The sequence below is a fragment of the Paenibacillus sp. FSL R7-277 genome (assembly GCF_000517965.1).
GTDB lineage: Bacteria > Bacillota > Bacilli > Paenibacillales > Paenibacillaceae > Paenibacillus_AQ > Paenibacillus_AQ silagei.
This window is the reverse complement of record NZ_ASPX01000080.1, coordinates 348,398-373,006: the sequence shown is the minus strand read 5'-3', so window position 1 is coordinate 373,006 and position 24,609 is coordinate 348,398. Positions and strand designations below refer to the sequence as shown.

Genomic DNA, 24,609 nt, shown 5'->3' with positions numbered 1-24,609 from the left:
AATTCCAAACCTTAAGAAAGTATAAAAAAGCACAATTACTTTTTAAGATTCCATTAAGAAACAGGTAAAACACAGGAAAAACCGGAGCAGCACGGGTGTCCCCATATGCGCTCCGGCCTGATGAGAGAGACTGTAATGATTCGAATAGAATAGTACCAAGGTGTAAGAGGTGTGCGGATAACGCTCCGGCTTAAGAGCTCAGTCCCCTAAGCAGATGACGGATGTTCTCCTGCTTGCGTCTTGGAACCCGTACAGACTTGGCATAAAGGCCCATTTCACCGAAGTAGATGCAGTCGTCCTCGATGGAACTGATCTTGTTCAGGTTCACGTAGCAGCCGCCGTACACATGATAATAGCTGTTGCTCGACAATAAGCGGTTCAGTTGCTCGGCAGTCATTCTCTTTTTAATATTGTAGTTTCTGCCGTGAAAAATGACCAGGTCATGGTCCCCGACCTTAAAGAACAGAATGTCTGTCTCCACCTCGAAGTCCTCATATACATTTCTGGCTTCCAGCAGGCTGCTCATTCGTGTTCCCCCTTTATCTTGATTAATAACATTAATGTTAGCGCTTTCATTATATCATACTCTGTTTGTTTTGAGAAGTCTTATTTTTGAAATGTTTTTTGTCATTTTTTCCGTTGCATTTGTCATCTCTCACGAAAAAATGTAAATTATATAGATGGCTATTTAACTTGAGGAGGAATTCTAGATGAACGAGAAGACGAAGCTGCTGTTATTTACCGGTTCATATGCCACCGCAGAAGAGAGCGGAGTGCAGGTGTTTGCCTTTGACGGTGAAGCCGGAGGCACGCTGGAGCGGCTGGATACCGCAGAAGGCCTGACGAATCCTACGTTTGTCAATGTGGACCCTTCCGGGCGGAAGCTGTATGCCATAGGGGAGAAGCCGAACGGTACGGGCGGCAAGGAAGGGGAGGTTATAACCTTCGCTATCGATCCTGAGACAGGCAAGCTGACCGAATTGCAGCGGATTCAGACTATGCCTTCGGAAGGCACAGGCCAGAGCACGACCTGTAACATTAACCGGGACGCGAGGAATGAACATCTGGTCGTGTGCAGCTATCACGGGGGATCGATCGGATTGCTGAAGCTGGATCAGGACGGACTGCCTGTAGCATTGACGGATATCGCTCAGCATACAGGACATGGGGCGACTCCGGGCCAGGACCGTCCGCATCCGCATTCGGCCATCTTCAGCCCTGATGGACGCTACCTGTTCGTCTCGGATCTGGGACTGGATCTGATCCGCAGCTACCGGATAGATACAGAAGCGGGAACCTTTGAAGCGATTGGAGATACTCCGCTGCATGCGGGGGCAGGACCGCGGCATTTCGTGTTCCATCCAGACGGGAAGTCCGCTTATGTCATTAATGAGCTGGATAGCACGGTGACATCCTTCCTGTATGATGCTGCGGCAGGAACCCTTAAGACGGCTGCTACCATATCCACACTGCCTGATGGATATGGGGCCGGCCAGAACAGCTGTGCAGAGATCACATTCTCCAAGGATGGCAAATATCTGTACGGCTCCAACCGCGGACATGACAGCATCGTTCAGTACGCTGTGAATCCGCAGACGGCCGGGCTGACCCTGGTAGAGCATGTATCCACCAGAGGCGGACATCCCCGCCACTTCACGGTTACACCGGATGGTGCATATCTGATTGTTGCCAACCGGGACGGCAATAATCTGGTTGTCTTCTCCCTGGACGAAGGCAGCGGCCGCCTGAGCTTCACCGGCAATACAGCTGAGCTGTCGAAGCCGGTGTGCGTGATGCCGGCGGTCTTCCCTGCGTAGGACAGGCAGCCTGGCCCTAAGGAGACAACGGCAAAAGGAACACCGGGATGCTGCTCCGGTGTTCCTTTTGAGTTCCTGAACGGTTCATTTGTAGTAGCTTAGGTTAGAATGTGCGCCGTGCAGACAGCTTATTTGAGTGAGACGGGCTTCAGCGGCACCACGGTAGAGACTGCCGACTTGAAGAGTACATTCTGTCTCCCGTCACCCTGACCCTGCAAGGTGATCGTATAAGCGTCATAAGAGGTTACCAGTCCCTGCATTTTGACTCCGTTAGTTGTAAAGATCGTCACAGGCATCTTTGTTGAGATGCACTGGTTCAACAAACGTTCCTGCAATTTTAGACTTTCCACTTGGCAGCACTCCATCTTTATTTAAAATAATTTCTCCAGGCCATTATAACACGGGACAGACCTTCCCAGGAAATGTGTTCATAAGGCCTCACAAATAGACAAGGGGGTAGTTATGCTATATTATCATTACTGGTCCCGCGGATTCCGGCGTTTTATATGGTTTTTGCTGGCTTTTATCCTGATCGCATTGCTGGTTAAGCTGGGTGGGGCCGAAGGCTTCGACCATGCGGTGATCCGGTTCGTGCAATCGATGGAATCTCCGCCGCTGACGGCGCTGGCCAAAGGCTTATCCCTGGTCGGCTCCTCGAAGCTGGCGGTCGGGATCTCTCTGCTGACTATGCTCATCTTGTTCTTCGCGCTGAAGCACCGCCTGGAGCTTGCCCTGTTCCTGTGGGTGGGCCTCGGCTCCCAGCTGCTGAACACGCTCTTGAAGCTGTGGTTCCACCGGGAGCGTCCCACCATTCACAGGCTGATTGAGCAGACAGGCTACAGCTTCCCCAGCGGACATTCAATGGCGGCCTTCTCGTTATACGGGGTCATTGCCTACCTGCTGTGGCGGCATATGCATAATCGGAGCGAGCGGTTACTGCTGATTCTGTTCACTGTGCTGATGACCGGGGGGATCGGCTGGAGCCGGATTTATCTGGGGGTGCATTATCCGAGTGATGTAATCGGCGGCTACGCCGCGAGCGGAGCCTGGCTGATGCTGTCGGCAGCCTGCTTCGAGGCTTACCGGAATTACAAGGCGAATCCGCGTAACACAAAGAATGCCCGGAAGTAGTTACTCCGGGCATTCGGTGCCTGTTCTGTTGCATACTGCTTCTATCATTAGGAGGACGGTCTGGCTTGTCTTCCTTGGTGACGATGCCTTATAGTTCAGGGGGCCTTCGTTGCAGCCGGCGGCGGTGACGGCTTGCCCTGGTGAAGCTGGGCTACGCGGCTGAGGCTGCGCTTGATCAGCGTTGGCAGGCCCGGCTTCAGCTTCGCCGCGTCTTCCTGCGTCAGCTTCCCATCCTTGACGAATCCATCCAGCTTCAGGCTGGCGGCATCGCTCAGCTTCTGGACATACTGCTCTTCGCTCCAGCCCTTCTTCTCCTGGGCCAGACCCGCCAGGGTCTTACCCGATTTCAGGCTGGCAATCAGCTCCTCACGGCCCATTCCGAGCAGCTCGGCCGTTTCGCTGATAATGAAATGGCCTCCGGCCCTGAGATTCCGGTCCCCGCTGCGGGGAGGGGTATGCTCTCTGCCGGTATGCGGTGAGGCCGGGGGAGGGGTGGCTCTGCCTTTGGGAAGCTGCTCACCGAAGGCGGCGGCTGGAGACAGGGAAAGCATCATGGCTGCTGCCCATGCGGTTAGGGTTCGGGTCGTTTTTTTCATGGATACACCTCTTCTGTTGGTTGTAGTTACTACCCGGTATAACAGTATTCCCTGAAAGCTGAAAGAATCCTGAAGCCCGGCTTAAGACATACTAAAATTCGCCAGCGCAGTTCATGGGTAATAACAAGATATACATAAAGGATGAACATCCGCAGTAATTATGATAAGCTTCAAGCTCTTGGGAGGGATGGACTTGGCTTTCGGTGCCCGCATACTCAAAACAGGAATGGCCGTAACGCTTGCTCTTTATCTGTCCGTTCTATTCAACTTCGCCTCTCCTGTCGGTGCGGCTATTGCGGCAATCTTTGCTATGCAGCCCTCCATATACAGATCATGGCGGTATTTCCTCGATCAGATCCAGACCAGCACGATGGGGGCGGTGATAGCGCTGCTTGGCGGAATGCTGCTCTCCAATGAACCGATTGCGGTTGGACTGGTATGCATCCTGGTGATTATGATTAGCATGAAAATGAACCGCGCCGACACTATCGGCCTGACGCTGGTCACCGTCATCTCCGTCATGGAGGCTTCCGGCCAGTGGCAGTTCGCGTTAACCCGGTTCCTGCTGACCCTGACCGGGATTCTGTCGGCTTTTATTATCAATATTTCTGTATTTCCGCCCCAGCCTCGCAAGCAGTACATCCAGCAGATCGAGAATGTGTTCACCAGCCTGTCGCTGCTGCTGCGGACAGCGGTGTCGCATGAGATGAAGGAGAGTGTATTCCGGGATGAGAAGAACGGCCTGGAGGGCGCGATTAAAGCTCTGGCTGACAAATACGCGTTGTTCGAGGAGGAGCAGAAGCAGCTCCGCAGGGCTAAATACAGTCAGACGAGGCAGATGGTAGTCTACAAAAACCTGCTGAATTCCCTGCAAAAGGGCTATCAGGTGCTTGAGGCGATTGACCGGCATTATTTCCAGGCCGACCGGACGGAGCAAACGGATGAGCTGTTCGACCGCCATCTGGAGCAGCTGATTAAGTATCATGAGTACATTCTGCTGAAATTCGAGGATAAACTGAAGCCGGGAGCCAATGACTCCGAGCCGCTGGGGGAGGACAATGACCGCTTCCTGAAGTCCGCCATCAACGGGTATGATCCGCAGAAATCCGGGCAGCTTCGGCTGTCGGTGGTGGCTGCGGCCATCTATGACTACGGCTATCAGCTGGAGCGTCTGGATAAGGTGGCTGACCAGATCCACCGGATGAACGCAGACGACAAGGAAAGTGCAGTGCTGAGCGAGAAAATATAGAGCACAAGCTGAATATAGCAAAAACTTGTAAAACGACTACAGAGTTGGTAACATTGTTAGTCAACCTTCCGAAGGGGATGAAATGAATTGGATAAACATGATCACGAGTGGCAAAAGGAGCAGGAGCGGGTAAACGGTATCACGAGGCTGCTGTCTACCCATATCCGGCTGCTGTCAGAGGAGCTGGGACTCCACCGCACGGATGTCGTGGATATGCGCAAAGACTTCTGGGAAGAGGTTACAGTGAACTTCAGCAGCCCCGACGACCTGGGGGAGACTTCAACCAGTCTGCGGCAGCAGGCACAGATTCTGAACGAACGCGAACGCCATCATCTGCAATCCAGCAAGGCGCTCAAAAAATATAAAAAGCTTGTGGTATCGCCCTATTTTGGCCGGATTGATTTCTCGGAGGCGGGGGATGCTGCGGCTGACACCATCTATCTGGGCATCGGTTCGCTAATGGAGGATAACGGAACCTTCCTGATCTACGATTGGCGTGCGCCAATCTCCAGCCTGTATTATGACGGGGCGCCGGGACCTGCATCCTATGAGACGCCGGGCGGACAGATTACAGGCACCATGGAGCTTAAGCGGCAATTCGTGATTGATAACGGTGAGATTGAAGTCATGTTCGATACGGGCGTCACTATCGGCGATGAATTGCTTCAGCAGGTACTGAGCCACAGCGCCGATGACCGGATGAAATCGATCGTAGCCACCATCCAAAAGGAGCAGAATGCAGTCATCCGCAATGACCGGAGCCGGATGCTGGTTGTGCAGGGAGCCGCCGGGAGCGGCAAGACGTCAGCGGCGCTCCAGCGGGTAGCCTATCTGCTCTACAAGTACCGTGAGGTGCTTCAGGCGGATCAGATGCTGCTCTTCTCGCCGAATCCCTTGTTCAATAGCTATGTATCTACTGTGCTGCCTGAGCTGGGGGAAGAGAACATGCAGCAGACCACCTTCCAGATGTACCTGGAGCACCGGCTGGGCCAGGAATTTCAGCTGGAGGATGTGTTCAGCCAGACGGAGAGTCTGCTGAATGCCCCGGACGGGGAGGAAGCCTACATCCGCCGGGAAGGTATTGCATATAAATCGTCGGTAGCCTTCCTTAGCGCCATCCGGCAATACGTGAATCTGCTGGAGCATGAAGGCATGCTGTTCAAGCCGCTGATGTTCCAGGGGAAGGCTGTTGCCACTAAGGAAGAGATGGAGCGCCAATTCTACAGCTATGACCCGGGCATCAAGCTGGCGAACCGGATTGAGCTGATGACGGGCTGGCTGCTCAAAAAAATTGCGGCCTTCGGCGCAGAAGAGCGGAGTGCGGCATGGGTAGATGAGCAGATTGAGCTGATGGACAACAGCGATTATCAGCGGGCCTATAACCAGATGCGCCGTAAGGGCGGAGGGCATAACGACAGCTTCGATGATTATGATGCGGAGCGAATCCTGCTTGCCCGCTACGTGGTCAGCCAGCGCCTCAAGCCGCTGCGCGGCTGGACCAAGCGCGGACGCTTCGTGGATGTGAAGGCGCTGTACAGCCGCTTATTCGAGGGTCGTGAGCTGATAGAGAGCCTGGATACCCGCCAGCCGCTGCCTGAAGCATGGGATGAGATCTGTGCGCAGACGCTGGCTGCGATCAGGGGGAATGAGCTGGCCTACGAAGATGCCACACCGTTCCTGTATTTGAAGGAGCTTAGCCAGGGCTTCCGGACGAACACACTGATCCGTCATGTTATTGTGGATGAGGTGCAGGATTACTCGCCGTTCCAGCTCGAATTCATGCGCCGCCTGTTTCCCCGGGCCAAAATGACCGTGCTGGGCGACCTGAATCAGGCCATCTATGCCCAAGGCGAGGTGCTGGGAGATCTGGCCGGACTGGTGAGCATCTACGGCGAAGAGAACACCGAGGTGATCTCGTTGACCCGCAGCTACCGGTCTACGTATGAGATTGTTGAATTCACGCGGGCGATGATTCCCGGCGGCGAGAAGATCGTACCCTTTAACCGCCGGGGGGAGGAGCCGCTATTGACGCTGGTGGACAGTGAAGACGATCTGCTCTCCTCAGTGGAGCAAGATGTGCTTAAGCTTCATGCGGAGGGCTATCATTATGTGGCCGTAATCTGCAAGACAGCAGAAGAGAGCGCACAGGTATACCGTGAACTGGAGAAGCGGCTGCCGGTGCGGCTGGTCACGAAGGAAACGCCTAATTTTCAAAAAGGGACGCTGGTGCTTCCGGCCTACCTTGCCAAGGGCGTCGAGTTCGATGCCGTAATTATCTATGACGGTTCCGCTGAGAAATACGGGCGTGAACATGAACGTAAGCTGTTCTATACCGCCTGTACCCGGGCGATGCATCTGCTTCATATCTACAGTCTGGGACAGCCAAGCCCGTTCCTGCCTGCTGCTGTGCGTGAAACGGTTACGGCTGGTATGCAGGAGAAGTGAGTAACAGTTGTATAGACAAAATAAACCGCCTGCGCGTGTGACGCGAGGCGGTTTTGTCTATCCCACTGAAGTGTAGCATCCAGCTATCCCTGTAGGGCAGCTTTACGCTTACTGTTCTGCCGGGTCACGAGTACCAGAAGATAGACAGCGAGCAGCAGGAGAGGCGCCAATATCGAATACCGGTACATTACGGCGTAGCTGGTGAACATGGCGACAGCGCCAAGCAGCATGGAGCCGATGGCGACACCGAGATCCAGGGAGTTCAGGAACATTCCGTTGGCTAACCCGCGCTGGCGCGGTTCGACAGACTGGATCATCCAGGTCTGGAGCGCAGGCTGCATGGAGCCGAAGCCGAAGCCGTAGCATAGAGCGGCCGGGAACAAGCCCGCCGTTGTGGAGGCGAAGGAGAGCAGCAGCAGACCGGCGATAATGAACAGGCTTCCTGGGATGAGCAAGGCAGCCGCGCCATAGCGGTCGTAGATTCTGCCGGAGAGCGGCCGGATCACGACAATGGCTACGGCATTGAACAGGAAGAAGTAAGCGATATGCTGGAGGTGCTTCTCTTGCCCGTAGAGCGCCAGGAAGCCCAGCAGCCCGCCGTAAGAGATGGATAGGAGGAAGTTAAGCAGGCAGGGAAGCAGCAGCCTGCGGTATGGATTGCTTCCCGCAGCTGCAGCCGGAACTGCGGCCGGCTCCAGATGTCCGCCAGGCAGTGTTTTCGCCAGGCGGAAGCCCATCGGCAGGATCAGAGCAAGCGCGACAGCCGTCCCCAGCAGCAGGGACCCGAAGCCTGGTCCTTGCAGGAGGCTGAGTCCGATTAGCGGGCCAGCCGACATGGCGAGGCTAGTGGATAATCCGAAATAACCCATGCCCTCACCCATCCGGCGGATGGGGATGACATCGGAGGCCATGGTCGGGAACGCCGTGCTGGCCATGCCGAAGCCTACGCCGAACAGCATGCGGAACAGCAGCAGGGTGAAGATGCTGCCTGCGAAATAATAGCCCGCCACCGCAGAGAGGGAAACAGCAAGGCCGAGGAAGATCAGCAGGTTGCGCCCGCCCTTCTCCAAGGCCCTGGCGGAGAAGAGACGGGAGGCAATCGCGCTGAAGGCGAACAGGCTGGTGACAAGGCTAACCTGCACGGGTGAAGCATGCAAGGCACTTTCCGCATAAGCCGGGAGGGTAGATAAGGTCATCTGCAGTCCTATGAACAGCAGAAGATTGCAAAGGGTGAGTGTGATGAAGGATGTGGTCCATAGACGTTCAGAGGATTGATTCAAGTGGGTAGACTCCTATTCCTGATGTATATTTCCGGTGTTGTGATAGATTTGCTCCAGCATACTGCGGAGATCTTCAAGCTGCTGCGGCTGTAACCCGGCTACAGCCATATCTATAGTCTGCTGTTCCAGTGCTATAGTGTTCTCAATTAACGCCCGTCCCTCTCCGGTGGCAGAGAGCTGGAACGCCCTGCGGTCCTCGGGGTTGGCCGTTTTGGTAATGAAGCCTTTCTTGAGCAGGAGCTCCACGATCCGGGCGGTGGTCGGCTGGTCTTTGGCAGAGGCAACGGCAACCTCCTTCTGGTTGACTCCGCTGCGGTCACAGATCATCAGCAGGGTGGACCATTGCTCGGGTGTGATGTCATACGGCTTCAGCGCCCGGGCGAAGCTCACTGAGATTCTCCGGTGGGTCGAGCCCAGCAGGAAGCCGAGGAATTGCTGTGGAGAGGAAAGAGTCATAAATGAACTGCTCCTTTGTATTTACTTGTTACAACAATAATAAGCATAACAAGTAAAATAGTCAAGGATGAATGGGGTTCTTCCAATCTGACAACACCAAAAAAGCCCCGCTCCGCATCATGCGGAAGGGGGCTTGAATGATTTGCTTTGTTTAAACCTGTGGAACCTTCTCCCAGTCCTTCAGGAAGCGTTCGATACCATTGTCGGTCAGCGGGTGCTTCCAGAGTGATGGCAGGAGTGAGCCCGGGATGGTAGCGATGTGAGCGCCGGCAATGGCAGCTTGCTCCACATGAGCGATGTTGCGGATACTGGCGGCGATGATTTCGGATTTCAGGTCGTAGTTGGTCAGAATCGTCTTCAGATCCTTGATCAGCTTCATACCGTCTACACCGATATCATCCAGACGTCCGACGAACGGACTGATATAAGTAGCTCCTGCCTTGGCGGCCATGAGGCCTTGAGCAGCGGAGAATACGAGGGTTACGTTGGTTTTGATGCCTTTTTTGGTCAGTTCATAACAAGCTTCCAGACCATCTTCGGTCATAGGCAGCTTGATGACCACGTTCGGAGCCCATTCTGCGATCTCGTAAGCTTCCTTAAGCATCTCTTCAGCCGTAAGACCGATAACCTCAGCGCTTACAGGACCAGGAACAATTGCTACGATCTCCTTGATTACGTCCTTAAACAATCTGCCTTCCTTGGCGATCAGCGACGGGTTCGTCGTTACGCCATCCACTAATCCGAGGCGGGTAATACGTTTGATTTCCTCAATATTTCCGGTATCCAAGAAAAATTTCATTTCCAGGTATCCTCCCTTGATTTCGTATGGATTTGACAAAACAGCAGGCTCCACTTCATTATGAGACATGCCACGTGAAGTTTCAACTGTTAATTTGAATCTCTCAAAATAACTTTATGGAATCGGCGCAAAAAATGTTTTTTACACAGGCAAGGACCATTCACGGGTACTTCTGTCCATGATACTATAGAAGCGGTATTGTTCATTACAGGCGATGGGCTGGTGACAGGGATGTATACTTTAATTGCGGGAGTGGTGCTGTTTCTGCTGGTCACAGCCGGAATTATTGCATATCAGAACAGCAGAATTCTTGCGGAGCAAGAGACGGATGCTTCCAGAGCACATACCGGCAATCTGATGTATTCGGTATATAATCAGAGGTTCTCTGCGGGAGAGGAGCTGCCGGAGGCGGTGCCGTTGTTCCAATTCACGGTGGTTGAGCCCGGGGAAGAGGACCTGCCGGAGGCAGAGGCGGGGACAACCCGTGCCCTGTGCAGGGTTGCCGCTGGTACGGGTGAGCTGGTGTTATCTGATGCGCAGAATTATATGCTGGGCATTCTCCGCCAGGCCGCAGTGCAGGGGGGCCGGCTTACGTATGATTCTTTTTCGGGGAAGGCTGCCCGCAGGGGCGAGAAGGAACTGATTCAGGCGCTGGAGACTGCGGCGAAGGAGGAGACCAGCTATGCAGATCAACATTAATGATGTAGTCTTGGCGGTGCATGAAGGCGACATTACCTCATGGCAGGGCGAGATGATCGTCAATGCCTCGAACTCCGGTCTGTATGGAGGCGGGGGAGTGGACGGGGCTATACACCGGGCCGGGGGCCCGGAAATTGCGGAGGAATGTGCGGTAATCCGCCAGAAGCAGGGCGGTATTCTTCCCGGCGAAGCAGCGCTCACCAGTGCGGGACGGCTTGCTTTTCGCGGGGTGATACATACGGTGGGGCCGATCTGGAAGGGCGGTACGGCTGGTGAAGCGGCTGTGTTGGCGAGATGCTATAAGAGCAGCCTTGATCTGGCTTGCGCCCATGGGGTGAAGAGCCTCGCTTTTCCGAATATCAGTACGGGCATTTACAACTTCCCGAAGGAGCTGGCCTGCAAGACGGCGCTGGAGGCCGTAGCTCTATATGTCCGCGCGAAGAACCCGGCAGAGCTCCCGCTGCGGCAGATCGATTTCGTCTGCTTCGAGCATGAGAATGCCGGGCTATATGGGGCCATGCTTGGGAATTATAGCTGAACAGGTGATCCGGATAGTATGTGTTACGGCAAAAGCCTGTCGGGGCAGAAGCCCGGAAGTCAGGCGTGATACTTGCCTACGGGTGCGTTCAATACCCATTCCAGCATTAGAATCAGATCTTCTAGCCTGGTCAGCTGGGCGTCTAGCGCGGCCCTCTGCGGGTCACCGGGGGGCAGTGGAGCCAGCCGTGACTCCAGGGATCTGCGCTGGAGCGTCATTTCGTTGATTTTGGATTGGATTTGGTTCTCGGTTCTCATGCGGATGCCTCCTGATGGATTATTAGTGTCAGGCTGATTAGTAAGGCTAAGAATTCCTTGTGGACGGGCACAGCCCATTCCACTTCGTTCATTATAACGGATAACATGGAGGGAATAAAATGAGTATCAATGTGAAACAGCTGGCAGCGGAGAAGGCAGTCGAATATGTGAAGGACGGTATGAGGGTGGGCCTGGGAACAGGCTCCACTGCTTACTGGGCCATCCGCAAGCTGGGGGAACGGGTAAGCGAGGGCTTGCAGATTACAGCCGTTGCTACTTCACAGGCGTCTGAGGATCAGGCCCGTGAGCTGGGCATCCCGCTGGTAGCGTTCAGTGATGTGGACAGCCTCGACCTGACGATTGACGGGGCGGATGAGCTGGACGGGGCGCTGCAGCTGATTAAGGGCGGGGGCGGTGCGCTTTTGCGGGAAAAGATTGTCGCTATGGGCAGCGCCCGCATGATCGTTGTGGCCGATGAGAGCAAGGCGGTGACCACGCTCGGGAAGTTCCCGTTACCGGTGGAGATTGTGCCGTTCGCCTGGGAGTGGACGGTTGCCGCTCTCGCTAAGCTGGGCTGTAAGACGGAGCTGCGGCGCAGCGGAGAAGACCTGTACAAGACGGATAACGGCAATTATATTGCGGACTGCCGTTTTGAAGCGATTGAATCGGCGGCAGAGCTGGCGCTTGCCCTCCAGCGTATTCCGGGAGTTGTCGAGCACGGCCTCTTCATCGGAATTGCAGATCTGGCGATTATCGGCAAGAAAGACGGCACGATTGAGATTATTGAAGGTGGCCAGGATCGCTAAGCCGCAGGCCAGCCGCCGGAAGGGGAAGGCCTCCACAGCCAAGCAGGCGCTGCCGCCCGGACGGCGGTTCCTGGCCAGGCTGCTGCTGATTACCTATAGCGGAATGCTGCTGTACTGGATGTTCATCGGGTTCGGACGGACCGTTCAGCTGGACGGGCCGCTCCGCTACAATCTTGAACCGCTGCGTACGGTGCGTTTATACTTTGATATGGCCAATGGATTATCGTACGCAAACAGGCTGGTGAACCTTCTGGGGAATGTGGCGGTATTTGCGCCTTTTGGCATTCTGCTTCCGTTGGTGGTCACTGGCTACCGCTCTTTTATCCGGCTGACGCTTCTGTCTGCAATGGGTATTACGGTGCTGGAGCTCTTGCAGATGCTGCTGCATGTCGGGAGTCTGGATATCGATGATCTGCTGCTTAACCTGCTGGGTGTGTGGACGGGGTACGCGCTGCTGCGGCTGGTGCGGGGATAGCTGTAGTCTGGGGCCAGGTATACTTTTAGGAGGATGAGACATATGTTGATTGATTTGAAGCCGCTTGTCGGCACACCGCAGGTGAATGAGCTGCTGGCTTATGCGGTTATAGATGACCCGGAGGCGCTGGAGCGCACTTCGGCAGAATACAGGGAGCAGGCGGCGATGCAGCTATGCGGCTGGGAGGAGGACGGGCTGCTGGTCGGACTGACCGGCTACGAAGAGACCGAAGACGGCTCGCTCGACATCCGCCATATCGCAGTGCTCCCGGAGAACCGGGGCAAAGGATATGCGCGCGGCATGATTCTTGAGCTGGTCACCTCCCGTCAGCCGCGTTATCTGGTAGCGGAGACAGAGGACGAGATTGCCGCTGACTTTTACCGCAGTCTGGGCTTCATGGTCTACAGCCTGGGCGAGAACGCTGCCGGCATCGAAATGTTCCGCTGTGTCTATGAGGTGGAAGAGACGGAGGACGAGGAGTAAGCGGGCCGAGCGGTATCGGGAGAGGCAATAGGTGAAAATTACAATATTAGCCACTCTGCACTTTGCGTGCAGGGTGGTTTTTTGCGTCCAAGAGGCTTATTTAATCCCCCTGATGAATATCAATGTAAAATTCATGAAACCAGTTGACTTTTAACGCACAGGACAATATAGTTTTACTATAAAACTATTCTATAGGTGAACTATTATCCGGAAAGGTGGAAGCAGCTTTGAAGAAAGATGCAGAGGAATGGATCAACCGCTACGTAGACGCCTATATGGTTGTCACCAGGCAGATCAACGCGAGGCTCCGGGAGATTTTTGGAGAAGGCCTGACGACGGATCAATTCCTTATTCTCAGGCTGATCAGCGGGCAGGAGAAGTGCACCTCGACTTATCTGTCTGAAGCTGTCGCCGTAGGCAAAAGCTCTATTACTGCCATTATCAACCGGCTGGATGAAGCGGGGATGATCCAGCGGACCCGGGACGAGAATGACCGCAGGCAGGTGTATCTGACCATGACGGAGCATGGGAAGAGCGTCTACCATACCTCTGATAAGCAAATGCAGGAGGTTATCTCCCCTTATTTGTTCCATTTCGAGGATAACAATATTGAGCAGTTTATTACGATGTTTGAGAAGCTGGCATTTCTGATGCAGGATGCAGGGGGGAGAAGCAATTGAGAACGATTTTGAAGGCAAGATGGGCCATTATCGCGGTATGGCTGGCTGTGGCAGTAGTGTTATTCTTGACAGCACCCGGGATGTCGGATCTGGTCCGGGAGAAGGGGCAAATCTCAGTACCGGCTGGCTACACTTCATCAAGGGCGGCCGAGATTATGAAGGAAGTGGCATCTGCCAAAGACGGGGAAACGGTGCATCAGGTTGCACTGGTGTTCCATAAACCGGAGGGGCTTGAAGCCGCAGACACCGAGAGTATTAAGCAGGGTGTGGAGCGGCTGGCGGAGAATAAGGATTCCCTGAAGCTCAGCACGATCACAGATCCGTTCTCACAGCCTGAGCTTAAGGATACGCTGATTGCGGGGGACGGCAAGACGATTATGGTCGCATTGTCGGTGCAAGGCGGAGAAGATGCGGTCAAGGAGCTTCCGGCAAAGTCTGCTGAGCTGCTGGGTAACGTCACTGCGGATCATTACATGACCAGTGAAGGACTGATTACAGAGGATACGATTGCCAGCTCGGAAGCCGGGCTGAAGAAGTCGGAATACATCACTGTCGTGTTTATTCTGCTGATCCTGTTCGTGGTGTTCCGCTCGGTCGTGGCGCCGTTTGTACCGCTGCTGACGGTGGGGCTGAGTTATATCGTGTCCCAGTCGATTGTGGCTTTTCTGGTGGACCGGTTTGATTTCCCGCTGTCGACCTTCACACAGATCTTCATGGTGGCCGTTATGTTCGGGATCGGGACCGATTACTGCATTCTGCTGATCAGCCGGTTCAAGGAGGAGCTTGTCCAGTCTGAGGATACTGCCAGTGCCATTATCGCCACTTACCGGAAAGCCGGAGGAACAGTCTTCTATTCAGGACTGGCGGTCTTCGTCGGCTTCCTGGCCATCGGCCTGTCCCAGTTCATGCTCTACCGTTCGGCGGTGGCGGTGGCTGTCGGCATAGCTGTTATGCTGCTGGCTCTCGTGACTGTGGTTCCGTTCTTCATGGCGGTGCTGGGTCAAAAGCTGTTCTGGCCGTCACGCGGCAAGCTGGAACATAGTGAGAGCCGGATCTGGGGAGCGGCCGGTTCGTTCTCCCTGAAGAGACCCTGGGCTGCGCTGCTGATTGTAGCTGCCATTGTTGCGCCGTTCCTGCTTACCTACAGCGGGAAGCTGTCGTTCAACAACATGGATGAGATCGGACCGAATTACGCTTCGGTTAAAGGCTTCAATATTATTTCCGAGAGCTTCGGTCCGGGCGAATCCATGCCTGGCAAGATAGTGATCAAGAACGATGACCGGATGGATACCGCTGAATATATAGGGCTTGCGGAGAAGATCAGCCGTGAGCTGGAAAAGGTAGAGGGTGTCAAAGCTGTACGCAGCATGTCACGGCCAACCGGGGAGCAAATTAATGACTTCCTGATTCCTACTCAGGTGGCAACTCTGTCAGACGGTCTTGATCAAAGTAATGAAGGCTTAACCAAAATCCAGAGCGGGCTGAGCGAAGCGAGTAAGCAGCTGAAGGAGAATGAGCCTAAGCTTACAGAAGCGGCTTCTGGCAGCGCCAAGCTGACAGAGGGCACAGCCGAGCTTAAAAAAGGGATTGATGCGCTGGGCGATGGCTTGTCGAGGATCGAGAGCGGCATCCGCAGCGGCTCGGCCGGAGCCGGCGAGATTAAAGCGGGCCTCACGCAGGCGGCGGCCAGCGCGAAGCAGCTGGCCGATGCAAATGCTGCGCTGCTCGAAGGCTATAAGAAGATCGGCGGCGGCCTGACCGCGCTGAACGGGGGCCTCGCCGGTCTGCAGACACAGCTTCAAGGCGTGGCGGATGCGCTTAACGGTCTGGGAGCTTCCTTCACGGGATTGGAAGCCGCCTACCCTGAGCTGCTACAGGATGTGAATTACCAGACGATTAAAGGCACGGTAACGCAGAGCGGTACCGGAGCTGCGGGACTGGCTGGAGGACTGGGTGAGATTTCGGCCCAGCTAAGCGGTGCAGCGGCCGGATTGAACGAGGCCAATGCCGGTTACTCCAAAGCGGCAGCAGGCCAGGCGGCGCTGGCGAAAGGGCTGGATCAGCTGGTAGCTGGTATCGTCCAGCTGCAAACCGGCCTGAAGCAGGCGGCAGACGGCCAGGGGCAGATTGTCGGCAAGCTTCCGGCGATCACCACCGGGCTTACACAGCTGCAAGGCGGGCAGAAACAGCTTGCTGACGGGTTCGGCGAGCTTACGGGCCAGCTTGGCCAGCTGACGGACGGACTGACGCAAAGTGCAGATGGTCTGGGACAAATCACCAGCGGCCTAAGCTCTGCGCAGGATTACCTTAAGCAGATTCAGGACGCCAAGGATGATGAGCTGAGCGGGTTCCTGGTTCCGGCAGAGGCGCTTAAGGCTAAGGGCATGCAGCAGGTATTCGATAACTATCTGTCCGGGGACCGCAAGGTCATGACGATTGATGTTGTATTCGCGGGTAATCCATACAGCGCGGAGGCTATTGACAGCGTCGGACAGATTCAGGAAGCGTTGGACCGTGCCGTGGCCGGCACCAAGCTGGAGAATGCGGAGACAGCCATGAGTGGTGTGACCAGCACCTACAGCGATTTGCAGAAAATCTCCAATGAGGATTACACACGTACGGTGATTCTGATGCTGGGCGGTATTTTCATCATCCTGGTGGTACTGTTCCGTTCGATTGTTATGCCAGTGTATTTGATTGTCTCGCTCCTGATCACTTACTTCACTGCACTTGGGGTAACGGAAGCAATCTTCGTTCATCTGTTGAACTATTCAGGGATCACCTGGACGACTCCGTTCTTCAGCTTCGTCATGCTGATTGCTCTCGGGGTGGACTACAGTATCTTCCTGATGGCACGCTTCAACGAGAATAAAACCTGGGATGTGCGTGAAGCCATTCTGCATGCTATGCGCAATATGGGAACTGTGATTCTCTCGGCCGTAGTGATTCTGGGCGGTACCTTCGCCTCGATGTATCCTTCCGGGGTCCTGTCGATGATGCAGATTGCGACGGTTGTATTGTCCGGTCTGGCGCTGTATGCACTGGTATTCCTGCCGTTCTTCGTGCCGGTGATGGTGCGGATGTTCGGCCGGGCTAACTGGTGGCCATTCCGTCCGGCGGCCGGGGAGGATCAGCCTAGAACGCTGGATATGTAACGTTTTGCATTACAAGAGATGAAAATAAAGAGCAGGCTTCCCGGTTATATGGGGCCTGCTCTTTGGCTGTTTACGCAGAAAAAAATAAAAAATCACCGTGCCGACGTAACCTTATCGGCTTGTACTTCATCTAAAGAGCATATGGAAATAAACACTGAATGGGGATGCGGCAGCTTCCCAGAAGAAGGGGGGCAATCATATTTGAATAACGGACAAGAGGAGCTGGTCAGGCGTGCCCAGGCGGGTGACAGCGAGGTCTTCATCCAGCTGGTAAAGAGTCAGGAGCGGCGGATGTACAGTATGGCTAAGTCCATGGTCAGGAGTGACGAGGATTGTGCAGATGCGATGCAAGAGACGGTGCTGAAAGCTTTTAAAGCCATCTCAGGACTGAAAGAAGCGGCTTATTTCAACACATGGCTATTTCGTATTCTGATCAACGAATGCAACTTGATTCTGCGCAGACGGGAAAGGGTAGTCGTCATGCCCGATCCGCCGGAGAGCGTACAAGTCATATCTTCGTTCGCAGAAGAGATGGATCTGCGTCAGGCCATTGGCAGGCTCGAAGAGATATCAAGAACTATTGTTAAGCTTCATTATTATCAGGGGTTAACCGTGCAAGAGATTGCCGGGCTGCTTGAGCTGTCCGAGAGTGCCGTCAAGACCAGGCTGCACCGCGCCCGTAAGACGTTACAGCAAACCCTGGAGCAACCTGTAGAAAGGAAGGTGAACGGATGAGCCAGCAGCGGTTGGAGAGCAGGCTGGCAGACCTTCAGGAAGAGACTCTTCCTGAACTGCCGGAGCTTGTGCATCTGCGTATGGAGGAGACTTACCAGATCATCAGTGGGAAGGATGAGACTCGCTTGGAGGCGGCTTCAGAGCATCAAGAGACCGTTAGACGTAAAAGAATGCCCCGGTGGCTGTCCCGGGTGATGATCAGTGCAGCATCTGTGGCCGGAGGGCTGGTGCTCCTGATTAGCCTGGGATTCATCTCCCCGGCCATGGCAGAGACCTTGAAGCAGTTGCCGTTCATGTCAAGCGTATTCCAGCTTGCAGGAGATGCCGGGCTGCGAAAAGCAAATGAAGCAGGGTTAACCACAAATGTTCAGCAGACCGTTACACAGGACGGGATGACGCTAACCGTATCGGAACAAATGTATGACGGAAGCCGTCTGTCGCTGGTGCTGACCCGGTCGAAGGGCGTGTATGAGCACAAGTCTTTTTCAGATTCATGGGCTATCCCTGATCCGAAGACAGGCAGTCTCAACCGGCCTATCGATTTCTATGTCAACGGAGAGCTTGTTAATACGGGAGGGGGGATTGCACCCGGAGGGCCGGAGGCACCCGATTCTGTCATTGTTACAGCTCTAAATTCAGGGAATTTGCAGCTTCCGGACACCTTTGATTTAAAAATGTCTGTCTATCTTCCCGGGTTTGCCGACCCGTTCATTTTTGAGTTCCCCGTAACCCGCCAAGTATCGGAGAGCTTCGTTCTTACACCGGATATCCTGAAAACTCATGATCACATTAAACTGATGATTAAACGGCTGGAGGTAAGTACTACTTCAACTCAGCTGACGGCAGAAATACAAGGAGAACCAGGGGCGCACATTACGGCAATAGAAGCAAACATTCCGGATAAATATAAGGTGAATGGTCACTTCTCGGTCTTTTTTGAGCTTTCAGACGAGCAAGGGCGGGAAGTTAGGGAACTCGGCGGCGAAGGCGGGACGGGCGAAGGCAATTTCTTATACAAGAATTTTAATTATGAACCGTTTGAGACGATCCCGGACCGCATCACCATTAAGCCTACCATTTGGAAGGATGGACAGAAGCTGTACATTCCCGAGCTGGAGGTCACTGTTCCGGTAAAATAGCACAAATAGCCTCCGGTTTCCATAATACACTTGGACCGGAGGCTATTTGCTTAGAAAGAATGCCGAGATGCTTAACTTCTGATCCAGCCTAAGCCTCCGGCTCCTTACGCCACTCCCTAGGCGTCATCCCCGTATGCTTACTGAAGATTTTGCTGAAGTACCGGCCGTCCTGGTAGCCGACCATCTCGGCGACGGAGGTTATTCTATGCTCCCCTCCGGCGAGCAGCAGCTTGGCATGACCGATCCGGACACGCTCCAGATATTCCGAAATATTCTCATGGAACACCTGCTTGAAGCGCCGGGAAACGTACTCGCGGCTAAGAAAAAACTCGCCGGCGATTTGCTGGAGCGTCAGATTATCCATGTAATGCTGGTCAATATAGCGCTTGATCTCATAAATCGCGTTGTTCTCCTGCAGCCGGGATTCCTTGAGGGTGTCAGCGACTTCTGTGAACGCCTCCGTCCACTCCCGCTGCCATTCTCCCAGGGACAGACGACCGTTCTCATCCAGCGGGAACAGCCCGGGGAAGGAAGAGGGGGCAGGCTCGCCGGCCATCGGTGTCTTGTCCTGAAGCAGCCGGTTTCTGAGCAGCCCGTATTCGTAACGCCAGTATTTCAGATCCTCCCATGTGACCGCCTGCCGTTTGCCTACCGCATCCATCCAGGCGGAGATTACTTGTCCAATCTGGGCAGTGTCCCCCCGGTGGACCGCTGTCGTGATCCGGCTGGCATAGTCAGCCAGCACAGTCCTTGCAGCGTGCAGCGTAGACGGGTTCCCGCCATAATGATAGATCAGCGGAGTATCGTCCAGGAAGGAGATTCCGCGCGCCGTTTGCAGCGTCTGCTGGAAGCCGGTGTGAACGCCGTGCGGGAAGGAGACAATGCCTCCGCAGGCAAAGCGGAAACGTGCCCCAAGCACCTTATAGAGCGCGTCATTCATCGCTTTCAGCTTCGCATCGGTCTGCCCCAGCTCCCCGGTCAGCAGGAGGACAAGCCCGTAATTCGGGTCTGTATGTTTAAAGGCATAACCGTTACGGACCGGGCCGATTACTTCGTTGCAGATATTGCCCATCAGAAAATGCAGCAGATCCGGATTGCGCCCGAATTTGCCCAGGACGGTGCGCGGAAGCGGATCGGTCAGCAGCAGGACAACCCGGCATTCCGCCCCCGCCGGCCATCCGAAGGCAGCACTTAGCTCGTCAGCGGCTCCCGCCTGGGAGCCAGGCTGGGAGACGAGGGCCGAGAGTGTTTTGTCCCAATACATAGGCAGCGTTTTGTTGATCTCTACCTCCCGCTGGATGTTGAGACTGCGCGCTTCCTCGTCCTTGCGCCATGCGTTTGCGGCACTATTGACTGCCTCAAGCAGCTCGCTGCGGTTGATCGGCTTCAGGAGATAGTCCATTCCGCCATGCTTGATGGTGTTGCGGATGTAAGCATAATCGTCATAACCGCTGATCACGATCCGCTTGGAGAACGGGGACTTGTCCTCAATCCATTGCAGCAGCGCCATGCCGTCCATATTGGGCATTTTCATATCGGTAAAGATAATCTCCGGCCGCTCGCGCATAATCAGTGTCAGCGCCGTTTCCCCGTCGCAGGCCTCCAGAATGTCCGTAATGCCGTATTCCTCCCAGTCCACAAGCAGCCGGATAGAATCTCTTACGTCGGCTTCATCGTCCACGATCAGCACTTTCATGGTGTTACGCCCCTTCCGTCAGTGGGATTCTAATCTGCACGTTGAAACCGTGAGGCTCCGCATGCCCAAGTATTACATCTGCTTGATCGTTAAAGAACAAGCGCAGCCGGGAGACGACATTCATCAGCCCGATGCTGCCGCCTTCCGTGCCGCCCGGCTGTTCACCGGCTATCTGCCGCTCTAGCTCCAGCAGGCGCTCCGGGGTGACGCCGGGACCGTTGTCGGAGACTGTAATACTTAGCGTGTCACCGCTGACTTCGACTACAATGCCAATCTCGGCCTGCTCCGCTCCTTCAAAGCCGTGCTTGAAGCAGTTCTCGACAAGCGGCTGCAGAATCATTTTGGGAACCGGTGTATTTAAGTCAGCCTCCCCTCTGATCTCAATGCGGTGGCGGAGCCTGTCCTTGAACCGCTGCTGCTGCAGCTCCAGGTAAGCCTGGGCATGGGCAATCTCCTTGGAGAGCGGCACGACCGGCTCCTCTGTGTTCATGTTGTAGCGCATCATGAGACCGAGGGAAGAGGTGAGCTCGTAAATCCTGGGCACCTTATGGTGCAGGGCCACAGAGCCGATAGACTGCAGCGTATTAAAAATAAAATGCGGATTAATCTGAGCCTGAAGCGCTTTTAACTGGTTATCCTTGTTGGCCAGCTCCAGCCTCAGCTCCCGCATAATCAGATTGTCGATCGTATCGACCATATTCTTGATTGCGCTCCCGAGCACGCCAACCTCGTCGCTGCGGTCAGGATCGCCGTCGAACTGCAGCTTGCCGAGCTTGATCCTGCGGATCGATTCGGTCAGCCGCTTGATCGGAGCGGTCACCATGACCGAAACTAACAGCGCAGCTGCGATCGCAATGAACAGACAGGTCAGCAGCACAAGCATATTAATGCGCAGCACGCTGGCCGCGTTGCTGTACAGGTAGCTGTCCGGGATCTGCTTAGCGACGGTCCAGATACGCCCGATCAGCTCGAACTTCTCGAATACGACGATGCCATTGAAGTCCCCGTCCCTGTTCCAGTAGAAGTGGCCGGCCCCCGCGAAGCTGTACCGGGCATGCTGCAGCCAGGCATAATCAGGTTTGGTGCCGATTTCATCTTCCCTGGACGTATAGACGGCAGTTCCGGTGTCGTCCAGCAGATAGATATTCTCTTGTCCTTTATCATAGAGCATGTTCATAATGCTGCGGAATTCATCCAGCTTGAAGTCGATTGACAGCACCCCGATCCGCTCCTTGAGCGGTGCCCGGTACACCGGACGGTGAATCGTAAATACGGTGTTGGACGGGCTGTACGGGAATTCCTCCATGCCGTAATTATGTGAAGGATGGGGCGGCTCCAGATAAGGATCGTTTTTGTCAACCGGCTGCACGAAATGGCCGTCTAATCCGCCGCTGCCCGGCTCGCGCTTCAGGTAGCCGTCAATCAGCAGCCAGGACTGGTCGGCAAGATCCGAATACAAATAGACCTGTTGAATGTCCCTGCTGGATTGCTCGATGGCATGAAGACCGGAATATATATTATTCTCCACCATGAAGTCGCTCCGGCCCTGCACCAGAATGTTGTACAGGCTATTCGTCATCCTGAGGTTATTGTAGGCGTTCAGCGAGATATTGTTCATGGCGTTCAGCTGCCCCATCAGGCTGGTGGTCCCTTGGCGGACCGTATTTGAATTTTCGCGGATCGCGTCATTCTTCAAGGAGTGCTTGGTGTAGAAATAGGAGATTAGAATTGAGGCTGCGATCGGCACGAGAATGGCGGCCATCAGAAAGACACTCAGCTTGTAGCGTATACTGCCTCGGAAGCTACGGTACCGCAATGGCGTTCCTCCTTATTCCGCAGATTGGTCTACAGTCTAGCACCGCTTCCAAGGAAGGGTCAATAGGGTCACAATCTTACACATTTTTGGTCAACACCGGCTGTATTCCCGTTCCCGGTAAAGTTAGTATACTGATCGTGTAAAGCGCTTACAAGATAAACACAGGGAGGTTAAGGCATGAAAAAATGGTCTTCTCTACTGATGGCAGGCTCGCTGTCACTGGCAGTATTAACGGCCGGATGCTCGAACGGAGGCTCTAATGCAGGAAGCGGCGCGAACAGCGCGGATTCCGGTGCAGCAGGCGGCAAGGATGAAATTACGCTCTATACCATTCAATCCACCAACCCGAATTTTCAGGCCTGGCTGGAGGAAGCGCAGGAGAAAAGCGGGGTCAAAATCAACTGGGTCGCCGCGCCGACCGATTCGGATACCCGCCAGCAGAAGATTTCCACGATTCTTTCTTCCGGGGACAGTACGGTGGACATTCTGGAAGTCAATGATGAAATGGCTACGTCTTTCAAAAACGCCGGTTGGCTGGACCCGCTGCAGGATACGGTGCTGACAGAGGATATTATGAAGCAGCTTCCGCAGGGCTACATGAAGGATATGCTGACCTCCGCTAAAGGCGATGTGCTCGGCGTGCCAAGCTATACAGGGTATCTCGGACTGTGGATCGACCAGAAGAAGCTGGATGCGGCCGGGATGACCTCGATCGAAACCAAGGAGGATTTTGAAAAGTTCCTGAAGGCTTCGACCAAGGACGGGCAGTACGGGTACGGCGGCTCCTGGGAAAAGACTTACGTCTTCAACGAAATTGCCACCTTCGTCAATTTGTTCGGGGGCGACTACTACGATTGGACCAATGAGAACAGCCGGGAGGCGGTCAAGTTCATGTATGACATGGCCAACACGTGGAAGGTAACGCCGGACGATCAGATCGCGGACAAATATGAGCAGATGAACCAGAAGTTTATCGACGGCAAATACGCCTCAGTGTTCATGTGGGGGACAGGTACGGATTATAAGCAGGCGAACCGGTATGGTCCCGACCAAATCCATATGGTCAATATGCCTAAGTTTGCGAAACGCAGCATTTTCACGGATTCCTGGAGCTATGTGCTGAATTCGGCTTCCAAAAACAAAGCGGCGGCGATCAAATTTCTGAAGTACGCAGCCAGCGAGGACGGCGAGTTGAACAGCTGGAAGAATTTTGACCGCTACCCGGCCAGAGCAGATGTTGCTGCAAACGAAGCCGTGACCGGCGATATTAAGGACATCTATACAGAAATTCAGTCCACCAATGAGGTTCACGGACGCCCTATGCTGCCGCAGACAATGGAGTTCATCGCCGAGATGGGCACGCTGTTCCAGAACTATATTCAGGATAAAATCACGCTGGACGAATTCTGCCAAAAAGCGCAGGATGCGGTTGAACGTTACCAGTAATGCCGCAGGAAAGGGGCGCTGTCCATGTATGCCAGCCGAAAATACTGGGTGATAGCGTGGATGCTAGTGCTCCCCGCGCTGATCATCCGGGTGTTCACCACGATCTATCCCATCATTGAAACGTTCCGCATCAGCCTGTATGATGTCAAGCTGCTGCGGGGGATTCACGAGTTCGTTGGCTTCGATAATTTTATTCAGTTGTTTCAGGATTCCAAGGTAATCACTTCTATTGAATTTACAGCTATATTCGTTGCAGGCTCCATGCTCGGCCACATCGTGCTCGGCATTGCGCTGGCGCTGATTCTCAACATGAAATTCGCCGGGCAAAAGGTGCTGCGGACGATAGTGCTGCTGCCCTGGGCTATGCCTATGGTGGTCATCGCTATGGCCTCGAAGTGGGCGTTCAATAACGAGTACGGGCTGATTAACGATTTTGTCCGCTGGTTTAACCCGGGCTTTACGCTGGACTGGCTGATCCATACGAATACGGCGCGTTTTGCGGTTATTGCCGTTGATCTGTGGAAGGATCTGCCCTTCTTCGCCATTCTGGTGTTGGCCGGACTGCAGTTTATATCTTCGGAAATGTATGAAGCGGCTAAAATCGACGGGGCAGGCCCGGTCCGTTCCTTCTTCAGCATCACCCTGCCGCTGCTGTCACGCAACATTCTGATGCTGAGCATTTTCTTCACCATGTGGCGGATTACGTCCTTTGATGTCGTGTATGCGATGACGAGCGGGGGACCCGGAGAGAGCACGGCACTGATCGCCTACCGGGTAACGACCGAGGCATTTACGAATCTCAACACGGGCTATGCTGCCGCCATTGCGGTCGTACTGTTTCTGGTCATGGCCTTGCTCAGCGGGCTCAGCATGTCGGCCGCCAAGCGCGTAGATTACTAAGGAGCGATGTA

24 protein-coding genes are annotated in these 24,609 nt (G+C 54.5%); 15 read left to right on the top strand and 9 right to left on the bottom strand.

The window, feature by feature from the left end:
• Positions 1–190: 190 nt before the first annotated feature.
• On the bottom strand, positions 191–526 hold the full coding sequence (locus C173_RS23750) for a LytTR family transcriptional regulator DNA-binding domain-containing protein (protein WP_036729308.1): 336 nt from the start codon (positions 524–526) through the stop codon (positions 191–193).
• Positions 527–710: 184 nt separating this feature from the next.
• Between C173_RS23750 and C173_RS23745 the strand changes: the two genes are divergently transcribed.
• Positions 711–1,817 carry a lactonase family protein gene (locus tag C173_RS23745; RefSeq protein ID WP_036729305.1) on the top strand — a complete coding sequence of 369 codons (1,107 nt, stop codon included), beginning with the start codon at positions 711–713 and terminating at the stop codon, positions 1,815–1,817.
• Positions 1,818–1,945: 128 nt separating this feature from the next.
• On the opposite strand, the gene hfq is transcribed toward C173_RS23745, so the two are convergent.
• On the bottom strand, positions 1,946–2,167 hold the full coding sequence (gene hfq, locus C173_RS23740) for an RNA chaperone Hfq (RefSeq protein WP_051478328.1): 222 nt from the start codon (positions 2,165–2,167) through the stop codon (positions 1,946–1,948).
• A gap of 112 nt (positions 2,168–2,279) precedes the next feature.
• On the opposite strand from hfq, the gene C173_RS23735 reads away from it, so the two are divergent.
• Positions 2,280–2,948, top strand: a complete 669-nt coding sequence (locus C173_RS23735; protein WP_051478326.1) for a phosphatase PAP2 family protein — start codon at positions 2,280–2,282, stop codon at positions 2,946–2,948.
• A 95-nt stretch (positions 2,949–3,043) separates the two neighbouring features.
• Here C173_RS23735 and C173_RS23730 read toward each other — a convergent pair whose 3' ends face one another.
• Complete coding sequence (locus C173_RS23730) at positions 3,044–3,544, bottom strand: hypothetical protein (RefSeq protein ID WP_036729293.1); 501 nt, start codon at positions 3,542–3,544, stop codon at positions 3,044–3,046.
• 193 nt (positions 3,545–3,737) lie between these two features.
• On the opposite strand from C173_RS23730, the gene C173_RS23725 reads away from it, so the two are divergent.
• Together C173_RS23725 and helD are read left to right on the top strand one after the other, a co-directional pair.
• Complete coding sequence (locus tag C173_RS23725) at positions 3,738–4,793, top strand: FUSC family protein (RefSeq protein WP_036729291.1); 1,056 nt, start codon at positions 3,738–3,740, stop codon at positions 4,791–4,793.
• An 87-nt stretch (positions 4,794–4,880) separates the two neighbouring features.
• Positions 4,881–7,238, top strand: a complete 2,358-nt coding sequence (helD, locus tag C173_RS23720; protein ID WP_036729288.1) for an RNA polymerase recycling motor HelD — start codon at positions 4,881–4,883, stop codon at positions 7,236–7,238.
• 83 nt (positions 7,239–7,321) lie between these two features.
• Here the strand turns inward: helD and C173_RS23715 are convergent, their stop codons facing one another.
• The 3 genes from C173_RS23715 to fsa form a co-directional block, all read right to left on the bottom strand.
• Positions 7,322–8,518 (bottom strand): MFS transporter, encoded by a 1,197-nt coding sequence (locus tag C173_RS23715; protein WP_036729285.1) that lies wholly within the window; start codon positions 8,516–8,518, stop codon positions 7,322–7,324.
• A 12-nt stretch (positions 8,519–8,530) separates the two neighbouring features.
• Entirely contained in the window at positions 8,531–8,974 is a 444-nt protein-coding gene (locus C173_RS23710; RefSeq protein WP_036729282.1) for a MarR family winged helix-turn-helix transcriptional regulator, read from the bottom strand.
• Between the two features lie 151 nt (positions 8,975–9,125).
• Entirely contained in the window at positions 9,126–9,773 is a 648-nt protein-coding gene (gene fsa, locus C173_RS23705) for a fructose-6-phosphate aldolase (RefSeq protein ID WP_036694437.1), read from the bottom strand.
• Between the two features lie 231 nt (positions 9,774–10,004).
• On the opposite strand from fsa, the gene C173_RS23700 reads away from it, so the two are divergent.
• Both C173_RS23700 and C173_RS23695 read left to right on the top strand, forming a co-directional pair.
• A complete protein-coding gene (locus C173_RS23700; RefSeq protein ID WP_155991622.1) occupies positions 10,005–10,472 on the top strand; it encodes a hypothetical protein in 468 nt (155 codons plus the stop codon).
• Positions 10,456–11,010, top strand: coding sequence for a macro domain-containing protein (locus tag C173_RS23695; protein ID WP_036729278.1), 555 nt, complete (start codon positions 10,456–10,458; stop codon positions 11,008–11,010). The genes C173_RS23700 and C173_RS23695 overlap by 17 nt, the downstream gene beginning before the upstream one ends.
• A 59-nt stretch (positions 11,011–11,069) precedes the next feature.
• Here C173_RS23695 and C173_RS23690 read toward each other — a convergent pair whose 3' ends face one another.
• Positions 11,070–11,267: a hypothetical protein gene (locus tag C173_RS23690; protein ID WP_036729275.1), complete on the bottom strand. Its 198-nt coding sequence runs from the start codon at positions 11,265–11,267 to the stop codon at positions 11,070–11,072.
• Positions 11,268–11,386: 119 nt separating this feature from the next.
• Here C173_RS23690 and rpiA point away from each other — a divergent pair, with 119 nt between their 5' ends.
• The 7 genes from rpiA (at position 11,387) to C173_RS23655 (ending at position 18,740) form a co-directional block, all read left to right on the top strand.
• Positions 11,387–12,073: a ribose-5-phosphate isomerase RpiA gene (rpiA, locus tag C173_RS23685; RefSeq protein ID WP_036729273.1), complete on the top strand. Its 687-nt coding sequence runs from the start codon at positions 11,387–11,389 to the stop codon at positions 12,071–12,073.
• Positions 12,042–12,548 carry a VanZ family protein gene (locus tag C173_RS23680; protein WP_155991621.1) on the top strand — a complete coding sequence of 169 codons (507 nt, stop codon included), beginning with the start codon at positions 12,042–12,044 and terminating at the stop codon, positions 12,546–12,548. Before rpiA ends, C173_RS23680 begins: the two co-directional genes overlap by 32 nt.
• Before the next feature lie 42 nt (positions 12,549–12,590).
• The gene (locus C173_RS23675; protein ID WP_036729270.1) at positions 12,591–13,031 is read left to right on the top strand and encodes a GNAT family N-acetyltransferase; all 441 of its coding nucleotides are present in this window, start codon (positions 12,591–12,593) and stop codon (positions 13,029–13,031) included.
• Between the two features lie 227 nt (positions 13,032–13,258).
• Positions 13,259–13,711 carry a MarR family winged helix-turn-helix transcriptional regulator gene (locus C173_RS23670; RefSeq protein WP_036729268.1) on the top strand — a complete coding sequence of 151 codons (453 nt, stop codon included), beginning with the start codon at positions 13,259–13,261 and terminating at the stop codon, positions 13,709–13,711.
• The gene (locus C173_RS23665) at positions 13,708–16,866 is read left to right on the top strand and encodes an MMPL family transporter (protein ID WP_036729265.1); all 3,159 of its coding nucleotides are present in this window, start codon (positions 13,708–13,710) and stop codon (positions 16,864–16,866) included. Before C173_RS23670 ends, C173_RS23665 begins: the two co-directional genes overlap by 4 nt.
• 201 nt (positions 16,867–17,067) lie before the next feature.
• Positions 17,068–17,601: a sigma-70 family RNA polymerase sigma factor gene (locus C173_RS23660; RefSeq protein ID WP_036729262.1), complete on the top strand. Its 534-nt coding sequence runs from the start codon at positions 17,068–17,070 to the stop codon at positions 17,599–17,601.
• Complete coding sequence (locus C173_RS23655; RefSeq protein WP_036729259.1) at positions 17,598–18,740, top strand: DUF4179 domain-containing protein; 1,143 nt, start codon at positions 17,598–17,600, stop codon at positions 18,738–18,740. Before C173_RS23660 ends, C173_RS23655 begins: the two co-directional genes overlap by 4 nt.
• Positions 18,741–18,828: 88 nt before the next feature.
• Here C173_RS23655 and C173_RS23650 read toward each other — a convergent pair whose 3' ends face one another.
• Positions 18,829–20,436 (bottom strand): response regulator transcription factor, encoded by a 1,608-nt coding sequence (locus C173_RS23650; RefSeq protein WP_036729256.1) that lies wholly within the window; start codon positions 20,434–20,436, stop codon positions 18,829–18,831.
• A 4-nt stretch (positions 20,437–20,440) separates the two neighbouring features.
• The gene (locus tag C173_RS23645) at positions 20,441–22,252 is read right to left on the bottom strand and encodes a cache domain-containing sensor histidine kinase (RefSeq protein ID WP_036729253.1); all 1,812 of its coding nucleotides are present in this window, start codon (positions 22,250–22,252) and stop codon (positions 20,441–20,443) included.
• 177 nt (positions 22,253–22,429) lie between these two features.
• Between C173_RS23645 and C173_RS23640 the strand changes: the two genes are divergently transcribed.
• Positions 22,430–23,698 (top strand): ABC transporter substrate-binding protein, encoded by a 1,269-nt coding sequence (locus C173_RS23640; protein ID WP_036729251.1) that lies wholly within the window; start codon positions 22,430–22,432, stop codon positions 23,696–23,698.
• A 24-nt stretch (positions 23,699–23,722) separates the two neighbouring features.
• The gene (locus tag C173_RS23635) at positions 23,723–24,598 is read left to right on the top strand and encodes a carbohydrate ABC transporter permease (RefSeq protein WP_036729248.1); all 876 of its coding nucleotides are present in this window, start codon (positions 23,723–23,725) and stop codon (positions 24,596–24,598) included.
• Positions 24,599–24,609 lie beyond the last annotated feature (11 nt).

What these genes read in the sequence shown, in the direction of transcription:
- C173_RS23690 (WP_036729275.1), bottom strand. Translation starts at nt 11,267, where the DNA reads ATGAGAACCGAGAACCAAATCCAATCCAAAATCAACGAAATGACGCTC.
- C173_RS23750 (WP_036729308.1), bottom strand. Translation starts at nt 526, where the DNA reads ATGAGCAGCCTGCTGGAAGCCAGAAATGTATATGAGGACTTCGAGGTG.
- C173_RS23650 (WP_036729256.1), bottom strand. Translation starts at nt 20,436, where the DNA reads ATGAAAGTGCTGATCGTGGACGATGAAGCCGACGTAAGAGATTCTATC.
- C173_RS23745 (WP_036729305.1), top strand. Translation starts at nt 711, where the DNA reads ATGAACGAGAAGACGAAGCTGCTGTTATTTACCGGTTCATATGCCACC.
- C173_RS23675 (WP_036729270.1), top strand. Translation starts at nt 12,591, where the DNA reads ATGTTGATTGATTTGAAGCCGCTTGTCGGCACACCGCAGGTGAATGAG.
- C173_RS23735 (WP_051478326.1), top strand. Translation starts at nt 2,280, where the DNA reads ATGCTATATTATCATTACTGGTCCCGCGGATTCCGGCGTTTTATATGG.
- C173_RS23730 (WP_036729293.1), bottom strand. Translation starts at nt 3,544, where the DNA reads ATGAAAAAAACGACCCGAACCCTAACCGCATGGGCAGCAGCCATGATG.
- C173_RS23700 (WP_155991622.1), top strand. Translation starts at nt 10,005, where the DNA reads ATGTATACTTTAATTGCGGGAGTGGTGCTGTTTCTGCTGGTCACAGCC.
- C173_RS23635 (WP_036729248.1), top strand. Translation starts at nt 23,723, where the DNA reads ATGTATGCCAGCCGAAAATACTGGGTGATAGCGTGGATGCTAGTGCTC.
- C173_RS23655 (WP_036729259.1), top strand. Translation starts at nt 17,598, where the DNA reads ATGAGCCAGCAGCGGTTGGAGAGCAGGCTGGCAGACCTTCAGGAAGAG.
- C173_RS23640 (WP_036729251.1), top strand. Translation starts at nt 22,430, where the DNA reads ATGAAAAAATGGTCTTCTCTACTGATGGCAGGCTCGCTGTCACTGGCA.
- C173_RS23695 (WP_036729278.1), top strand. Translation starts at nt 10,456, where the DNA reads ATGCAGATCAACATTAATGATGTAGTCTTGGCGGTGCATGAAGGCGAC.
- C173_RS23710 (WP_036729282.1), bottom strand. Translation starts at nt 8,974, where the DNA reads ATGACTCTTTCCTCTCCACAGCAATTCCTCGGCTTCCTGCTGGGCTCG.
- fsa (WP_036694437.1), bottom strand. Translation starts at nt 9,773, where the DNA reads ATGAAATTTTTCTTGGATACCGGAAATATTGAGGAAATCAAACGTATT.
- rpiA (WP_036729273.1), top strand. Translation starts at nt 11,387, where the DNA reads ATGAGTATCAATGTGAAACAGCTGGCAGCGGAGAAGGCAGTCGAATAT.